The sequence below is a fragment of the Mesorhizobium sp. USDA 4413 genome (assembly GCF_056280365.1).
The window spans coordinates 3,983,198-4,000,303 of sequence record NZ_JBVPRP010000001.1; the positions used below are offsets into that span (position 1 = coordinate 3,983,198).

The window sequence follows — 17,106 nt, forward strand, 5'->3', positions numbered from 1 at the left end:
CGGGCCCAACCGGAACTACCATTGTTAGTGATTTATACTTTTCGAGTTTTGCATATCAATTAAAGGGGGAAATGTAGCATGGCATCGATTGCAAGCGGCAGGCTGGAAAAGTTCAGCATCGGCCGGGTGTTCAGCAATACGTTCTCAGTCATTGCTCGCAGCTTTGGCTCGCTCGCAATGGTCGTGGGCCTTTTCACGGCTTTGCCGGCGTTGATCTATAACTTTTGGAACTTCAGTCGGATCGCCAGCTTCGGAGCAGGGGGCGCTGCCGGTCTGGAACAGGCAGCCCTGGCGAACTACGGAATCACCTCGATGATCGCGGCCCTGGTGATTTTCGTGCTGGCCTTGCTTGCGCAGGCAGCGCTGGTTCGGGCAACGGTCGAGGATCTGAACGGCAAGCGTCCGGCGATCGGCGACTGCATACAGGTAGCGTTGCGCAGCTTCTTGCCGGCGATTGGGATCGGTATCATAGCCTTTTTCGCAATGGTGCTGGCCGGCGGCGTGATGGCGCTTTTCGGATCGCTCATTCCCTTCCTGGGTTGGCTCATTGGACTTGCGATCTTCATTGCCGCCGCGATTTGGGTGCTCAGCATTTCGGTTGCGCTGCCAGTCGTGGTTCAGGAGAAACAGGGCGTGTTCGGCTCGATCGCGCGCAGCCGGGCGTTGACCAAGGGTAGTCGCTGGTCGATTTTCGGATTGTTCCTGGCGATCGGCATAATAGCGATGGTCATCCAGGTCGGCTTCTCTTTGATATTCGGGCTCACGGTCGCTTCGGCCGGTGGTATCTCCCCCGTGGGAGCCGTGGTTGGAGCTGTTGGGAGCAGCCTTGTCTCCAGCATCTTCTCAACCGTATTTTCGGTGGCTATCGCGGTGACTTATGTTGAACTGCGCCGGGTCAAGGAAGGCACCAGTGTTGACGAACTGGCGGAGATCTTCTCGTAGCGGTAGCGCCCCCTCTCTGGCCCGGATGGCATGCTAATGACAACAATGGTCCACACTCGTGCGGCACAGGCACGATGAGGTTATCGCCACATCCGCCTTGGTCAGCGCCGCGGTAAGCTTCGCCTGCAGTCCCGGCATTTCGTCTTTCTCGCTGCGACGCTTGAGGCATTCGACCAGCCCGTGCAGCGCCCAGACATTGTCCGGGTGCTGGGCGCAGCGCTGTACGGCGCCGCTCAGGCCCAGATCGTCGCGATAGACCTGCTCGGCCTCGGCCGCGTGGCCCTGGTCGAGCAAAAGCGCCGCGAGCGCGTGGCGCGGCGGGTGCATCCAGGCCCATGGCTCGGTATAAGAGAGATTGTCGTCGAGCTCGACCGCGCGGCGCAGGTGCCCGTAGGCCCCTTCGTGCCGCCCCTGGTGGTAGGCGAGCTCGCCGTCGAGAAGTGCTGCGCCCACCGCGAGCGAGGCTTTTGTCGGGTTGCTGAGGAAGCGGCGCTCCGGCGGAATGCTTTCGATTTGCCGGCTAAATAGATCGCGCTCGCGTTCGGCGGAAGCGAAGGCGCGCAGCGTCGCATGCGCCACACCCTTGGCGTAGTGCTGCAGCGCGGTGGTCACCACATAGAGGTCGGGCTCACCATTCATCGGCTCGTCGATGATCTCGCGCCAGCGTCCGAAGCGCACCTGAACATGCGATTTCATGGCATGATAGCCCTCGACCGTCTGCGTCAGCTTCGGCCGCTCGGGGATGCTGACGACGTCGCGCGTCACCAGGCTGCGCACTTTGTTCGCGGCCCACAGCGCCGGGCGGTATTGGCCGAGGAACATGCAGGTGAACATCATCAGATGCAGGTCGTGGCAGCAGCCGAGCAGGTAATAGGTCGGCTCGCCGGCATAGGCGAGGTAGCGGTCGTTGGCGCGCACCGCCTTCTCGCTGGCGAGCTTCGCCTTCTCATACTCGCCGCAAAGCACGTAAATATGCCCTGGCATGTGGTTCATGTGGCCGGCATCCGGGCACATCGTGCCCAGCCGCTCCGCCGAGCGCATGCCGCGCTCGGGCTGCGTCGACATTTCTAGCAGATGGATGTGGAGATGCAGCGCTGCCGGATGCGGCGCGGCTCCTGCCTCGTCCGACAGCCGGATCGAGCGTTCGCAGATCTCCAGCGCCTCGATCACATCGGAATCCGGCGCCGGCGCGCCGGTCTTGAGGTTCCACAAGCGCCGCGCCGTGCGCATCATCAACGCCTCGACGGTCAGCACCATCACATCATGATCATCGGGATAGTCGCGATAGACCTGCCGCATCGCGGCGGCATAGGCGTCCTCCCATTTTTCGAAATCGGCGGCGGTCACCGCATGCGGCTGCTGGAAGCGGGCGCTGAGCGCATCGATCAGCCGCCGCTCGATAGGGCTGGCGCCTGCCGCATTGGCTTGCGCCAGCCGCACATGCTCGAAGCAGTGCTTGGCGACATGATCAGCCTCGGCCTTCCCGTGCTCCTTCCAGGTCAGATTGTAGAAAGGCCCAGTGGCATAGGCGATGCCCCAATGCACGAAGGCGCAAGCCGGATCGGTCTCGAGCGCCTTCTCGAAGCACTTGATGCCTTCCTCGTGGTTGAAACCGTAGCACCAGTTCAGCCCGATATCGAACCAGCGCTGCGTTTCCGCTAAGGCTGTCGAAATGGGGCGGCGATAGGTGCCGAGGTCGAAGTGATCCATGCCTTGCTGTTTCTCGCATTCCGCGCCGGCGGGAGCCGGCCGGCGCAATCTGAGCTGAAAGGCGATCGCTTGGCAAACGGCAAACGGCCGACGCGACGGGAAGATCGCGCCGGCCGCTCGGTCTCGGGGAGGATCAGGACTCCAACCAGACTTTTTCGAAATGCTGCTCGAGCGCCTGGTGCTGTTCGCAGCCCTGCACGCCTTTGCGATAGGTGCGGTAGACCGAGCGCCAGTAGGGCTGGACGATGATGCCGGAGTCCCGCAAATTGGTCTCGAGCTTGGCCATGATCTCCTTGCGCTGGGCGGCGTCCGGCGTTGCCAGCGCCCTGTCGAGAAGCTCGTCGAACTCCTTGTTCGAATAGGCGCTTTCGTTCCAGGCGCCGCCCGACTTGTAGGCCAGCGCCAGCACCTGCACGCCGAGCGGGCGGCCGAGCCACTCGGTGCAGGAATAGGGGAACTTGGCCCAGTCGTTCCAGAAGGTCGCGGCCGGCAGCACAGTGCGCTTGATCTTGAAGCCTGCCTCGCGGATTTGCGCCGCGATCGCGTCCGCTGTGCTCTTTTGCCATTCGACATCGACCGAGATCAGCTCATATTCGTGGCCGGCCTTGCCGGATTCCGCCATCAGCTTCTTCGCCTGTTCGACATCGCGCACCGCAGGGCCGATATCGGCGAATTCGGGATGCATGGGGCCGACATGGTGGTTGTCGGCGGGTTTGCCACGGCCGTCGATCCCGAGCTTCAGCACCGCCGCATTGTCGACGGCAAGCTGGGCCGCGCGGCGCACCTTGACGTCGTCATAGGGTGCGTTGGAGACATTGAAGCGTGCGACGATGGTCGAGCCGGTGGCGATCTCAGAATTCTGCAGGCCCATCTGTTCGGTCTGCGACACGGCATCCGACGCGGTTTCGTGGTCCGTGTCGATCTCACCGGATTCGAAGGCCGACAGCATGGCGTTGGGGTCGGAGCCGTAGTCGACCCATTTGATGCCGTCGAGATAGAACTCGCCCTTCCACCAGGGCTTGTCCTTACGTTTCACTTCGGCGCCGGTCTCGGCGTCCCAACTCACCAGCTCGCAAGGGCCGGTGGTGATGGCCAAAGCCTTCTTCGGGTCGGCGTCGCCCTCATAGGAGCGGTGCATGATCAGCGCCGGATAGTCGGCCATGCCGGCGATCAGCGAGATGTCGGGCTTGGGCAGGTTGAGCTTGACGGTGTAGTCGTCGACCTTCTGGATGCCGCCATCGACCGGCTTCTTGGTATCCGCATTGACCAGCGCGCCCATGCGCGCCGCGACCGAATTGCCGGCGACCGCGGCATCACACCAGCGGTTGAGGTTGTGGATCACGTCGTCGGCGTTGAAAATGTCGCCGTTCGACCATGTGATGCCTTTGCGAACATTGAGCGTGATCGTCTTGGCGTCGTCGCTGGTTTCCCAGCTTTCCAAGAGCCAGGGTTCGAAGGAGAAGTCGGTGTTCCAGCGCACCAGATATTCGTTGCACTGGCGCGCGACATTCGACATCTCGACGCCGTCGAAGGTGCGCGGATCCTTGAAGCCCTTGACATTCATCGCCACGCGCAGCACGCCGCCCTTTTTGGGCTCGGCGGCACGGGCAGGTGAGGGAGCAATCCCGCCCAACGCCATCGCGCCGGCGGCGCTGACGCCGAAGCCGGCCATCAAAGCCAGATATTCGCGCCGGCTGATTGCGCCTTTCTTGAAATCGTCCGCGATCGGCTTGGCACGCGGATGAAGTTTTCTGTCGGTCAGCATGAATTTCATCGTCGTTCCCTCTGTTGTTGGCGCGCGTTGCCCGCGCGGCGGTCTGTTGGGGCAAGGAATTGCACAAAGCCAACGGCCGTCCCGGGATCGCGAGGTGCGGGGGCGGACGCGACCGCCAGGGCGCCGTAGGCTCGAGGGAATGATAGGTCCGCTTTCCGTGGCGAAATGTTTGGCTTTCCGCAGTTCTTGTGCGCTGTTCCGCAGGCAGAAGGTACAGCCAATCTCCCCCCTTGTGTGGGAGATGCCCGGCAGGGCAGAGGGGGCGCTGTCCCGCCAGCATCTCAGCTAATTGGAGCTGTTTTTTCAGGCAAACTTGGATGTTACGAATCGGAAGGGTCGCGATCCTTCGCGCCCCCCTCTGGCCTGCCGGCTTTCGTCGCTCGCAAAGCCAAGCAATTGGCTTTGCGTCCGCTATGCGGACCGCTCCTCAACCCCCACAAGGGGGAGATTAGCGCTTCGTCGCCGGCGCCCAGCCTTGCGATGTCGCCAACAATCCTCGCAAACGCCTCCGCCGCACGCGGCACCGTCGGCCTTGCCCGCAAAAAGCTGTGCACCAGCCGCTTCTCCTCTCGCCACCACGCCTGTCCGCCGGCGGCGAGAATGCGGTCACGGTAGGCCTCGCCGTCCGACGACAGCGGATCGCATTCGGCGGTGACGATGATCGTCCGCGGCAGGCTGGAGAAATCGCGGTCCCTGAGCGGCGAGAACGTTGGATCTTCCCGCGACTGTCCAGGCGCGGACCGGATGCGCCGATAGAACTCGATGTCGTTTACGCTGAGCAGCGGCGCTTCGGCATGCTCGACATAAGAGCGCCCAGTCTCGTCGCTGCCTAGGCCGGGATAGATCAGCATCTGGCCGATCGCGTGCCGGTGATGGCGCCGCGTCGCCTGCGCCACGGCCGCCGCGAGATTGCCGCCGGCGCTTTCGCCGCAAAGCACGATCGGCAGCACGCTTTCCGCTGCGACCCATTCGAATACTGCCAACGCATCGTCGAAGGAGGCCGGATGCCGATGCTCAGGCGCCAGCCGGTAGTCGGCGGAGACCACTTCGAAGCCGGTGCCGGCGCAGATCTCGGCGCAGATGTCGTCGTGGCTGTCGAGGCCGCCAAGGACGAAGCCGCCGCCGTGGTAATACACCACGATCGCCGCCGCCTTGCTCGTCATGCGGTAGCGCCGCACCGGAATCGCATGCACGCCCGTCGTGACGAGATCGTCGCTGGTCGTCACGCCCTCAGGATGGTCCTGGTGAAATGCGGCGCACATCCGGTCATAGATCGCGCGCTGCTCGGCAATTGGCGCGGCGACGATCTCGGGCGGATACCAGCTGTTGATCTCGTCGATATAGTCCCAGAGTTCCGGATCGAGCCGGTGGGCATATTTGCCGCGGCTCGCCGGATCGGTTAGGGCGCCGGCCACTGCCGTCAGAGCTCCGCGTAAAGTTGCGCCGCGTTCTCGAAGGTGAAGCGCAGCGGCACCGAGCCCTCGACCTGCCACACCTTCACGGTGTCGCCGGCCATCAGCCGGCAGGCATCGAGCGTGTTGGTGACAGCGCCGCCATAGAGCCGGTTGGCAAGGTTGAGGATGCCGGTCTGGTGCATGGCGGCGCTCGCGCTGCCGCAGGCGTCCTTGACCAAAAGCACGCGAAAGCCGCGCGCCACCGCGTCCTTCACCGTGGCATCGATGCAGGCCTCAGTCCAGACGCCGGCAATCACCAGCCATTCGATGCCGGACGCTTTGAGCTTGTCGGCGAAATCGTTCCTGCCGAAGGCGCTGGCCTCCTGCTTGACCAGCATGGTTTCGCCGTTTTGCGGCGCCACTTCATGGCAGATCGCGGTCAGCGGATCGTCCTTGTCGGAAAAGGCCGACTTTCCGCTTTCGTCGACCGGGTGGAACGGCCGTGCCTCGGCGAGGTCGACGATATAAGCCCAGTGGTGGAGCGGCACGAAATTGCGCCGCGCCGCCTCCTGCAGGCGCTGGACATTGGCGAGGATGTCGCTGAACCCCTCGACCAGATAGCGTTTATCCTTGCGATGCTCCTCCTGGAGATCGATGAACACCGCGGCCACCGTGCCGCGCCGGATGGAAATGGGCGTTTTCATGCGGATCTTGCTGTCGATGCGTCGGCGCTACTTGTCAAGAAACTCGTCTTCGTACGGGAAGCGCGAGAGCAGCTCGGTGCCGGTCTCGGTGATCAGGATCTCGTCCTCGAGCTTGACGCCCTCGCGGCCGCCTTTTTCGCCGATATAGCTTTCCACGCTCACAACCATGCCGGGCATGATGATGCCGTCGCGGCCATAGGTCTCGTAGTCCATCGCGTGGGCGATGAAGGGCGTTTCGCCATGCATGCCGACGCCGTGCATCACAGAAGTGTAGCGCTGGTCGACGAAGCGGTCCGGGATCTTCCAGGCCTTTTCGGCGATCTCGCGGAACGCCATACCGGGTTTCACGATGGAGATGTTGTGCTGCACCTGGTCATGCGCCATGCGGTAGAGCGATTTCTGGTAGGGCGTCGGCTTGCCCGGGCCGCAGCGGAAGGTGCGCGAGAAGTCGGAATAATAGCCGTAGCAGCCGATCGTGTCGGTATCGAGCGCGACCAACTCGCCCGGCCTGATCTTGCGGCCGCTCGCCTCGTTGAACCAAGGATTGGTGCGCTGTCCCGAGGTGAGCAGCCTTGTCTCGATGAACTCGCCGCCCTGGCGGATCACCTCGTGATACATGATGGCGAACAGCTCGTTCTCGGAAACGCCGGGCTTGATCGCCTCGCGCACGGCGGCGACCGCGGCTTCGGCGCCCGCCATCGAGGCCTGCAGGCATTTCACTTCCTCGGGCGTCTTTACCGCCCGCACGGCGAGAATTTCGCCCTGGCAGTCCTTCACCTCGCAGCCGCGCTTTTCCAGCGCCAGCGCCTGCAGGTGGCTGCAGCGATCGAGCCCGAGCTTCATCGAACCGCCGCCATGCTTCTTGAGCAACTCGGTGATCTCGTCGGCGAAGGGGCCTGCGGTCTCGTCGTCGCGGCCCGAGACCGACGACCAGACGAGCTTGGAAGGACGCGCCTCGTCGATCGTGTCGAGCACCATCGAGACATGGTAGCTCTGCGGATATTCGAACAGCACGATCGGCCCTTCGGTGGGCACGAAGAAATAGCGCGTCGAATTGCGCAGGAAATAGCCGAACATATTGCGCGAGCCGGTCGCGTAGCGTTGGTTGTAGGGATCCAACAAAACGATGCCGCCATAGCCCGCCTCGCGCATCCAGGCGCGCAGCTTGGCGAGCCGGCCCTTGCGCAGCGCATCGGCATCGATGAAGGACGGCTCGGTGTCGGAGAGCCACATGCCGCCGGCGGGATCGGCCGCGGCCGGATGGCGCATGCGGTCCTTGAAATCCACATCTTCGGTGCTGTCGGGGTCGAATACGACGATGCTCATGGGCGGCCTCCTGTTCGTGCGAACATAACCGGGCCGGTTTTTGAGCTTGTGCGGCATTCCGCAAATGTCGTGCCGGATGCCGCAGTCATAACTTCGTCATTCTAGGGCGAAGCAAGGAGCGAAGCGACGCGCGCAGACCCTAGAATCCATGCCGTTACGCCGGCCAGAGAATGCAGCGGTGCAGAAAGTCCTTGCTGGCATGCCGCTGGCAGTTCTGCATCGCAGTGACGCTCTTAGGTCACGGCATGGCAACTGTGTTCATGCGAATGCGGTTTTGTCTCTGATGATAGCGTTGAGCACGACCAAGAGCTTCCTTGCGACGGCGATGATGGCGAGTTTCTTGGAGCCCGACCGGGCAGCAAGCGCTGTGTAGAAGGTTTTGAACCGGTCGCAGGTTCTGATGGCCGTTAGGGCTGCCATGTAGAGGGCGCGGCGCACGCGTGATCGCCCGCCCTGGATCTGGCTCCTGCGTGTGAGCTTGCCGCTCTTGTTGTCGAAGGGGGCAAGGCCGACGAGCGCGGCGATCGCCTTGGGTGAGCGCTTGCCGAGCTCGGGCAGGAGCGCCAGCAGCGAGAATGCGCCGACCTTGGAGACGCCGGGCACGGAGACCATGAGCGTGTAATTGCGGGCGGCGTCCTCGGCTTGACGAATGACTTCGGCGATCTGGCCCTCGAACGCCTTGATGCGTGCATCGAGGCCGGCGATCAGGCCTTTGAGGCTGGTGATGACGATCTCCTGGAAGGCCTCGCCGAGTTGCTTCTTCAGCGTTGCCCGCATCCCGACCAGTTGATCGCGATGAGCGGCAAGCGATTGAAGCTGCTCGACTTCTTCGCGCGGCGCCGGCTCGGCCTCAGGGTTGTAGCGGCGGCCATAGTCGCTCAGCATCCTGGCGTCGAGCGGATCGGTCTTGGCGCGCCGTCTGGTCGACTTGGCATAATGGTGTGTGTGCGCCGGATTGTGCCGCGAGAACGGCACGCCGGCCTTGGCCAGCGCATGGCGCAGCAGCCGGTCATGGACACCCGTCGCCTCCATGACGACGAAGTCCCGACTGGGATCAAGCCCCGCCACATAGGCCGCGATCGCATCGGCCTGGTTGTCGATGCGCCGAAGACGGCCGCTTGTCTCATCAAAAAAGTCCAGCCACTGCTTTGAGATGTCGCAGCCGACATAGTTCTGCATTATCATGTCCACGCCTCTTCCTGTGGTGCGGGGTCTGCTTGGAACAGCCCCGTGCAACTGTTCAGGTTGATGGTTCACCGGTGGGAAGGGACCGGGCCATGCCACGGCCTGTCCGAAAGGACGACCAGGATCCACTCGGTCTCCTTCCCACTTCAACCATACACCGAAACCAACACACAGGATCCCAGGGTCTTCGCTCCGCTGCGCGTCGCTTCACCCTAGGATGACGAAGGAGAGGGCTTGCACCACTCCACCCTCTAATGCCGCCGCATCGCTTTTGGCGCGTGCCCATGCTCCTCGCGAAACGCCCTCGCAAAGCTCGACATCGAAGCGAAGCCGCAGGCGAGCGCAACGTCGCGCACCATCAGCGTCGAATGCGCCAGCAAATCGGCGGCGCGCTTCAATCTCAGCCGCCGGTAATACCCATTGGGCGAGATATCCAGCTCGGCGCGGAAACTGCGCTCGAGCTTGTCGGGCGACACCCCAAGCCGCTCAGCCAGCTCCGCCATGCCGAGCCGTTCCTCGACCGCGTCCTCCATGATGGCGATGGCCGACAGCACCAGATCGTTCTGGACGCCGGTGCGCAGCCTGAGCGGCATCAGCTTGCGGTCGACGCTCGATCGCAGGGGTGAGTGCACAAACCATTCGGCGACGCCCGTCGCGAGTTCGGCGCCATAGTCCCGCGTTATGATCTCCAGCATCATGTCGAGGCTGCCGACGCCGCCGGCAGACGTAAAACGCTTGCGGTCGATGACGAAGAGATCGCGCCGAAGCTCGATGTCCGGAAAAGCTTCGGTGAAGGCGGCCTGGCTGGTCCAGTGCAAGGTGCAGGCATGGCCGTCGAGGAGGCCGGCGCGGGCGAGGAAGAAAGCCGCGTCCGCCACCGCGCCGATATGCGCGCCGCCGCGCAGGCTCTTCCTGATCCAGCTCATCGCCTCGTCGGCCACGACATGATCGGCATCGCCGCCCGAGCAGACGACGATACGGTCGACCTTCGGCGCGTCGGCGGCCGAGAAACCAGGCTGGATGACGACACCGTTCGATGCCTCCACTGTACCCGCGTCGGCGCCGACGATCACCCAGCGGTAGCAGTCGCGCTTGGCAAGAATGTTGACGGCGCGCAGCGGCTCGATGACGGACGAAAACGCCATCATAGGAAAGCCGGGAAAGACCAGCACCGCGAAGGTGAGGGGCGCTCCGCCCGCCGCCTGTTTCTCCTCGTTGCGTGAATTCATGGCTGGCGGCCGTAGCGCGGCAGCACGATATCGGCGGTGAGCGGCGCGAGTTCCATGCCGCTGGCCAGTTCTGGGGTAAGCCAGATCATCTCCTCGATCTCGGCCGCCGGGACCGGCTCGCCGGTGAGGGAGAGTTCGAACAGCTCGGCCTCGACGCGGGTATCCGGCTCATTGGCGGCGGGCGCCGAGAAGGATCCGAGATGGAAGGCCGCCGCCGGATCGACGGCAACGCCCAACTCCTCGCGCAATTCGCGCGCAAGCGCGGCGGCCGGCAGCTCACCCGGCTCGATCTTGCCGCCGGCCTGCATGAAGGTGCTGGTGCCGCGCTTGCGCACCAGCAGAAGCCTGCCGCCGTCGTCGCGGATGACGGCGGCAGCGATCCGTATCGTACTGGCCGTCACTGTTCTGGAGTGGCTTGAAGTCACGATAGGCTGTTTCCCGGCGATGCTTTCGGTGGCACAGAGAGGCGGGACTGTATCGGGCGCGTGAGTGCTCTTGCAACGGAGAAACGACCAGGATGTTTGCGGCTATCGCCGCAGCCCCACTTTTGCAGCTTTCTTGACCTGTACGCCGATGCGACGTACATAACTGCGCAAAGGAGCAAGAACATGGAAACTTTCCATGATGAGATTCGGGAGATCGAGGAGCGCAGCAGCGAGCGGATGAACTTCCGCACAAAACCGCGCATCAAGAAAGCCATTCAGCAAGCTGCGGCTCTTGCCGGTGTGGATGACTCAGTTTTCACGATGAATGCCGCGTACAAGGCCGCCATGGAAACGATAGAGGCTCATGAGCGCACCGCCCTGCGGACTATCGATCATGCTGCCTTCTTTGCGGCCCTCGACAATCCCGCGGAGCCGACGGACCGGCTGCGGGCGTCGTTTGCCCGCTACGCCAAAACCGTCATTTCCAAGTGACGCGGCGGCTCGAAGTCGCCAACGTCATAGAGCCGTTCGATTCTGAAAAGCATGATCGAACGACTTTTTCCTGTGGCGTGGATCAGGTCGACAATTTCTTCAAAAGGACAGCCAACAAGCTTTCCAAGGCCGATAATGTGCGTGTCTTCGTAATGCTCAGTCCAGCCGAAGACCTGATCGGCTTTTACGCCATCAATTCGCACTCGGTGGATTATAGCGAGCTGCCGCACAAATATGCGAGAACCCGGCCGGGGCATGGGCGCATCCCCGCAGCCTATTTATCCATGATGGGTGTTGCCCTGCGATTCGTGGGCAATGGATATGGCGGCGATCTTCTGCTTGACGCGCTCGTGCGCATAGCGAGGGTTGCTGAGCAGATCGGAATTGCCGTTGTCATGCTGGATGTGCTGGATTGCGGCGATCCGGCCAAGGTGGCGCGCAGAAAGAAGCTTTATGTCGATCATGGTTTCACCGCATTGCCATCCAACGAATTGCGACTATTCCTGCCGATCAAAACCGTTCAGGAACTGATGACGATGCATAGCAGCCAGTAGGCCAAATCACTCGGCTTGCAACGGAGAGACGACACGATGTTCGCGGCAACCGCCATCGACACCAAGGACAAGCCGGCCTTCTACAAGGAGGTGGCCGTGCAATTGAAGGCGCTGCTGGAAGGCGAGGGCGATTCCGTCGCCAATGCCGCCAACACGGCGGCGCTGATCTACCAGATGGTGCCCGACCTCAACTGGGCCGGTTTCTATTTCCTGGCCTCCGACGACGAGCTGGTGCTCGGGCCCTTCCAGGGCAAGCCCGCCTGCGTTCGCATCCCCGTCGGCAAAGGCGTCTGCGGCACGGCCATCGAGCTCGACATGTCGATGCTGGTCAAGGACGTCAACGAATTTCCCGGCCACATCGCCTGCGATGCCGATTCGCGTTCCGAACTTGTCGTGCTGTTGCGCGATGCCGACGGGGCGTTCGGCGTGCTCGACCTCGACAGCCCGCTGCCCGGCCGCTTCGACAAGGAAGACCAGGCCGGCATCGAGAAGCTCGCCGCGATCTATGTCGCGTCGTGCGAGTTCGAGGATGGTGACGAGGACTGAGAGGTGAGGCCGGTCTCGGCCGCCTCAGCCGAGCTTCACCAGTGTCAGGCTGAAGACGGCGATGAAGAGGAAGGCCGAGAAGGCCAGCAGCAGCGGGCGCAGGCCGCGCGAGCGCAGCTCGGAAATGTCGGCCTGAAGGCCCATGGCGGCAAGCCCCATGGTCAGCGTCACCTGCGCGGCCAAGGCAATTGCGGCGTGGATTTGGGCCGGGATCGCAACCAGGCTGTTCAGCGCCACCACCGCCACGAAGGCCACGACGAACCAGGGCATCGGCGGCTTGGCGCCGGAAGCGTCGGTGCCGCCGCGGCGAGCCATCAGGCCGAGGCCGATCACCATCGGCGCCAGCATGGCGACGCGCGTCAGCTTGGCGACGGTTGCCGTCTCGCCGGCAAGCGTGCCGTTCTGAAAGCCGGCGCCGATCACTTGCGCCACCTCATGGATCGAGGCGCCCGCCCATAGGCCGAAGGCGTGCTGGTCGAGCCCGAAGACCGGCGCCAGCAGCGGGAAGCCGAGCATGGCAATGGTGCCGAACAGCGTGATCGCGGCGACCGCATAGGTAACGTCTTCGTCGCGCGGGCCGGTGACGATGTTGGTGGCGACGATAGCCGAGGCGCCGCAGATCGAGGTGCCGGCGGCAATCAGTTGCGCCAGCTTCCGGTCGACGCCGATCAGCCGCCCGAGTGTGGCGGTGAACAGGAAGGTGGCGCCGAGCGTGGCGGCGACGACGCCGACACCGCCGAGGCCGATGCCCGCCACCTGGCCGAGCGTGAGCTGGAAGCCGAGCAGCACGATGGCAAAGCGAAGCAGGCGCTTTTGCGAGAAGGCAATGCCGGCCTTGGCGTGCCCAGGCACGCCGAGCGCATTGGAATAGATCATGCCGGCGATGACGGCGAGGATCATCGGGCTGAATAAGATAAGGCCGGAGAGGCCGCGAGCCGAATAGGCGACGCTGGTGATCATCGCCACCAGCACCAGACCCGGCACAACGCCGACCGAGATCGAGGTCAGGGCGCGGCGCTTTCGTCCGGCAGCGGCCGGATTGAGGCGATTTGGAAGATCGTTCGCGGCGGCGGGCAGGAAAGACAATCGAATTCTCCAGGCACTTTCGTCGCCGCAATGCCATTCCAGAACCAATCTTTCCAACGAATTATTCGGTTTGTAATGATCGATTTTTACGAACAATGTGCCAGGTCCCCTATGGGGTATATGCCGCGTCGACACAGCCGGCTTGACAGTCCATCGGCCCCGGTCCAGCTTCCCGCCATGACCGTCTTTCTCGCAAATCCGCAGCGACGCCGCCGTTCGAAGGAGCGGCAAGCTGATTGCGTGAACACAAAGGCCGGCTAGCAAGTCCCCCAGTTCGCCCACCCAGCCCGCCCATCGCGACGATCGGCGGGTTTTTGCATTTTGGAGTGTCTGAATGAGTGTCGTTTCTTCCATCGAGCTTCGGCCGGCCACACCGGCGGATGCCGCGGCGATCAGGGCCATCGTGCGTGCGGCCTATGCCAAATGGGTGCCGGTGATCGGCCGCGAGCCTTTGCCGATGCGCGCCGATTACGACAAGGCGCTCCAGGACCACCGGTTCGATCTCGCCCTCGAGAACCGCCGCATCGTCGGCCTGATCGAAACCATCCCGCATGACGATCATGTCTGGATCGAAAATGTCGCCGTGGCTCCTGAAGCGCAGGGCAGGGGTATCGGGAAGAAGCTGCTCGACAGCGCCGAGCGCAGGGCTGTCGAAACAGGCTGCCGCGAACTTCGCCTGCTGACCAATGGCGCGTTCGACGCCAATGTCAGGCTCTATCGCCGGCACGGCTACGCGATCGACCGCGAAGAGCCGTTCATGAACGGGACGACCGTCTATATGAGCAAGAGGCTGGCGTAGTGGCTGGCAAACGCGGATGCTGGCTCAATCGCTCAAGCTTGCGTTTGACAGGGTACATGCCGCATCGTTATTTCTGACGATATACGACGACCGCCTCACCACAATCGAGCAACGCCGGCCCGCAGGGAGCGAAACCATGTCACACAATCTGCAGTTCTATATCGACGGCGCTTGGGTCGATCCGACCGTGCCGAACACTCTCGATGTCATTGACCCGTCGAACGAAGACGCCTTCGCGCAGATTTCGCTGGGCTCCAAGGCCGATGTCGACAAGGCGGTGGCCGCCGCCAAGCGTGCCTTCGCCACCTTCGGCTTCACTTCGGTCGAGGCGCGGCTCGATATCCTGAACCGCGTTATCGATGTCTACAAGAAGCGCAGCAAGGACCTTGCCCTCGCCGTTTCGCGCGAGATGGGCGCGCCGCGCCAGATGGCGCTGGATAGCCAGGTCGGCGTCGGCCTGGCGCATCTGGAGAAGATGGCCGAGGTGTTGAAGACGTTCGAGTTCCGCCACATCAAGGGCTCGTCGCTCATCGTGAAAGAGCCGATTGGCGTCGTCGGCCTGATCACGCCATGGAATTGGCCGCTGAACCAGATCACCTGCAAGGTCGGCCCGGCGCTTGCCGCCGGCTGCACGATGGTGCTGAAGCCGTCCGAAATCGCGCCGCTCGACGCCATCATCTTCGCCGAGATCATCGACGAGGCCGGCGTGCCGAAGGGCGTCTTCAATCTCGTCAACGGCGATGGCCCGACGGTTGGCCAGGCTTTGGCCAGCCATCCGGATGTCGATATGATGTCGTTTACGGGTTCGACCCGCGCGGGCGTTCTGGTCGCCAAGGCCGCGGCCGACACGGTCAAGCGCGTGCATCAGGAACTCGGCGGCAAATCCGCCAACATCCTGTTCCCCGATGTCGACCTCGAAAGGGCGGTTACCAAGGGGGTTGCCGGCTGCTTCGGTAACAGCGGCCAGTCCTGCAACGCGCCGACCCGCATGTTCGTGCCGCGCGACCGTCATGACGAGGCGGCCGGCTATGCGAAGAAGGCGGCGGAGAAATTCACGGTCGGTCCGGCCGACGCGCCCAATTCGAAGCTCGGCCCGGTGGTGAGTCAAATCCAGTTCGACAAGATCCAGGACCTGATCCAGAGCGGCATCGACGAAGGCGCCACGCTGGTCGCCGGCGGTCCCGGCCGCCCGGCCGAGCTCAATCGCGGCTATTATGTTCGCCCGACCGTCTTCGCCAACGTCACGCACGACATGCGCATCGCCAAGGAGGAAATCTTCGGGCCGGTTCTGTCGATCATGCCTTACGATACGGTCGAGCAGGCGGTCGAACAGGCCAACGATACCGTCTATGGCCTCGCCTCCTACATCCAGGCTAAGGATATCCAGAAAGCGCGCGACGTCGCCGCCCGTATGCGCTCCGGCAACGTCTATATCAACTACCCGGCCTGGGACGCGGGCCTGCCCTTCGGCGGCTACAAGCAGTCCGGCAACGGCCGCGAATATGCCGAATACGGCCTGGAGGATTTCTTGGAGATCAAGGGCATCGCCGGCTACCAGGCGGCGGAGTAGGGGTACTGTAGCCAGTAATCGTTGGAGCCGAACAAAGGACGCGGTTCAACCGCGTTCTTGTTTTCTGTCAAAGACAAGTCGACCAGCACGGTCACGATGTTCAAAGACGATGCAAGCGGGAACACCGCCTGATCGGATGACGCGCATCTATTGGGCCTGGCTGATGAGGTTGGAGCTGGCCGACTGCCTGTGTTTCTCGAACAAGCGGAGCTTTGCGGGATATCCAAGCCGCGTCACGGTTTGGCAGCCCTCGCATTTGAATGTGGCCACGGACTTGAACCAGGAGCCTTTCCGGATGGTTGGATGCCCGCATCTCGGACATTCGAACCTGAGATCTGTGCCATTCAGGCTTTGAGGAATTGACATCTGCCACACGCTCCCTAACGCACCACCGGCAGCACGTTAAAGTAGCAATGTTTCAGTTCTGCGACCGCCGGGCAACCGCACGGTAACGAGAGTGATTCGCACAACGGAATTGCGGCAAGAGGCCGAGCGCTGTGCTGGACCGACGGAGCGTCTGATTACAAAACGAAACGTCTGTGAAATACACCAGAAAGGATATTTGGTAAGGGTTAGTTCAACCCGACCGAGTATGTTGAGGGTGGCGGCCCCAGCTGGTGCGGGGGGTGCGTTGGGCTGGAGCCGCCTGCACGGTCATTGGGTGGCTTTAGACCGCGCTGTCTCAGAATAGGACAGCGCGGTCTATGATTAGTTAACGCTAATAAAAATAAATCGGCTGGGAATGTCCTAGCAGCCGCCGACTTGCCGGTGACCAGGGTCGTGTCGCCACATGCACGTCAGACCTGACCGTAGAAATCCCGGTGCACGGCGACGGAATAAGCGTGGTCCAGCAGGGTCGACCAGCTGAACACGGGCATGTCGATCTCCCGCTGTATCGCCCGGCCGAAGGGCTGAAACCCGGTGCACTCGAGCACCATGGCATTCAAGCAAAAAAGGCCCCGCGGGCGAGGTGCCCGCGAGGCCCTTTTCCGGACCTCGCCGATCAGTGACGATCGGCTCCGCGGCCTTCATGGTGGCCGCCGTTGTTCGCGGCGCCCAAGCACAGGCTGTAGTAATCGTCATGATTGCTGCACGAGTTGATGGTTGCCTGCTGAGCATAGGCCGAACCAGACAGACCAGCGACAGCAACAATGGCGAGAATTGCATTGCGGAAGATCTTAGACATTTCGATTGTTCCTTTGTTTGAATTCCGGTCGAGCCGGTCGATAGCGGTTTTCCCGCAGTTGAGTTTCAGTTTGATGGCGCTTGAGCGCAAATTTGTTTCGAAACAGCAACGGCGGTAGCCGAGCCGGCAGACGCCTCGCAAGCCATGGCGGCTCGTTTGCGTACAAATGTTTCAAAGGCAGTCG

General features: G+C 62.6%; 16 protein-coding genes. 6 read left to right on the top strand and 10 right to left on the bottom strand.

Going from position 1 to position 17,106, the window contains the following annotated elements; all coding sequences use genetic code 11:
- Positions 1-78: 78 nt before the first annotated feature.
- Positions 79-942: a DUF7847 domain-containing protein gene (locus ACVMIM_RS19350; RefSeq protein WP_476113944.1), complete on the top strand. Its 864-nt coding sequence runs from the start codon at positions 79-81 to the stop codon at positions 940-942.
- 33 nt (positions 943-975) lie between these two features.
- Here the strand turns inward: ACVMIM_RS19350 and ACVMIM_RS19355 are convergent, their stop codons facing one another.
- From ACVMIM_RS19355 to ACVMIM_RS19390, 8 genes are all read right to left on the bottom strand, one after another.
- Positions 976-2,652 (bottom strand): hypothetical protein, encoded by a 1,677-nt coding sequence (locus ACVMIM_RS19355; protein ID WP_476113945.1) that lies wholly within the window; start codon positions 2,650-2,652, stop codon positions 976-978.
- 133 nt (positions 2,653-2,785) lie between these two features.
- On the bottom strand, positions 2,786-4,426 hold the full coding sequence (locus ACVMIM_RS19360; protein ID WP_476113947.1) for an ABC transporter substrate-binding protein: 1,641 nt from the start codon (positions 4,424-4,426) through the stop codon (positions 2,786-2,788).
- Between the two features lie 320 nt (positions 4,427-4,746).
- Complete coding sequence (locus ACVMIM_RS19365; protein WP_476113949.1) at positions 4,747-5,841, bottom strand: alpha/beta hydrolase; 1,095 nt, start codon at positions 5,839-5,841, stop codon at positions 4,747-4,749.
- A gap of 5 nt (positions 5,842-5,846) precedes the next feature.
- Entirely contained in the window at positions 5,847-6,524 is a 678-nt protein-coding gene (locus tag ACVMIM_RS19370) for an isochorismatase family protein (RefSeq protein ID WP_476113950.1), read from the bottom strand.
- Between the two features lie 27 nt (positions 6,525-6,551).
- Entirely contained in the window at positions 6,552-7,850 is a 1,299-nt protein-coding gene (locus tag ACVMIM_RS19375) for a M24 family metallopeptidase (RefSeq protein WP_476113951.1), read from the bottom strand.
- 258 nt (positions 7,851-8,108) lie between these two features.
- Positions 8,109-9,035, bottom strand: a complete 927-nt coding sequence (locus ACVMIM_RS19380) for an IS110 family RNA-guided transposase (RefSeq protein WP_476113953.1) — start codon at positions 9,033-9,035, stop codon at positions 8,109-8,111.
- A gap of 251 nt (positions 9,036-9,286) precedes the next feature.
- Positions 9,287-10,264, bottom strand: coding sequence for a GlxA family transcriptional regulator (locus ACVMIM_RS19385; protein ID WP_476113955.1), 978 nt, complete (start codon positions 10,262-10,264; stop codon positions 9,287-9,289).
- Positions 10,261-10,689, bottom strand: a complete 429-nt coding sequence (locus ACVMIM_RS19390) for an NUDIX hydrolase (protein WP_476113957.1) — start codon at positions 10,687-10,689, stop codon at positions 10,261-10,263. The genes ACVMIM_RS19385 and ACVMIM_RS19390 overlap by 4 nt, the downstream gene beginning before the upstream one ends.
- Positions 10,690-10,872: 183 nt before the next feature.
- On the opposite strand from ACVMIM_RS19390, the gene ACVMIM_RS19395 reads away from it, so the two are divergent.
- From ACVMIM_RS19395 to ACVMIM_RS19405, 3 genes are read left to right on the top strand one after another with little or no spacing between them, the layout of a single operon-like run.
- Positions 10,873-11,181 carry a type II toxin-antitoxin system TacA family antitoxin gene (locus tag ACVMIM_RS19395; protein ID WP_476113958.1) on the top strand — a complete coding sequence of 103 codons (309 nt, stop codon included), beginning with the start codon at positions 10,873-10,875 and terminating at the stop codon, positions 11,179-11,181.
- Positions 11,178-11,735 carry an N-acetyltransferase gene (locus tag ACVMIM_RS19400; protein ID WP_476113960.1) on the top strand — a complete coding sequence of 186 codons (558 nt, stop codon included), beginning with the start codon at positions 11,178-11,180 and terminating at the stop codon, positions 11,733-11,735. The genes ACVMIM_RS19395 and ACVMIM_RS19400 overlap by 4 nt, the downstream gene beginning before the upstream one ends.
- Positions 11,736-11,771: 36 nt before the next feature.
- Positions 11,772-12,281, top strand: coding sequence for a GAF domain-containing protein (locus tag ACVMIM_RS19405; RefSeq protein WP_476113962.1), 510 nt, complete (start codon positions 11,772-11,774; stop codon positions 12,279-12,281).
- A 24-nt stretch (positions 12,282-12,305) separates the two neighbouring features.
- On the opposite strand, the gene ACVMIM_RS19410 is transcribed toward ACVMIM_RS19405, so the two are convergent.
- Positions 12,306-13,367 (bottom strand): YeiH family protein, encoded by a 1,062-nt coding sequence (locus tag ACVMIM_RS19410; RefSeq protein ID WP_476113964.1) that lies wholly within the window; start codon positions 13,365-13,367, stop codon positions 12,306-12,308.
- Positions 13,368-13,701: 334 nt separating this feature from the next.
- On the opposite strand from ACVMIM_RS19410, the gene ACVMIM_RS19415 reads away from it, so the two are divergent.
- Together ACVMIM_RS19415 and ACVMIM_RS19420 are read left to right on the top strand one after the other, a co-directional pair.
- Positions 13,702-14,166, top strand: a complete 465-nt coding sequence (locus ACVMIM_RS19415; RefSeq protein WP_476113965.1) for a GNAT family N-acetyltransferase — start codon at positions 13,702-13,704, stop codon at positions 14,164-14,166.
- A gap of 136 nt (positions 14,167-14,302) precedes the next feature.
- On the top strand, positions 14,303-15,736 hold the full coding sequence (locus tag ACVMIM_RS19420; protein WP_476113967.1) for an aldehyde dehydrogenase family protein: 1,434 nt from the start codon (positions 14,303-14,305) through the stop codon (positions 15,734-15,736).
- Between the two features lie 1,003 nt (positions 15,737-16,739).
- Here the strand turns inward: ACVMIM_RS19420 and ACVMIM_RS19425 are convergent.
- Positions 16,740-16,922, bottom strand: a complete 183-nt coding sequence (locus tag ACVMIM_RS19425) for a hypothetical protein (protein WP_476113968.1) — start codon at positions 16,920-16,922, stop codon at positions 16,740-16,742.
- Between the last annotated feature and the right edge of the window lie 184 nt (positions 16,923-17,106).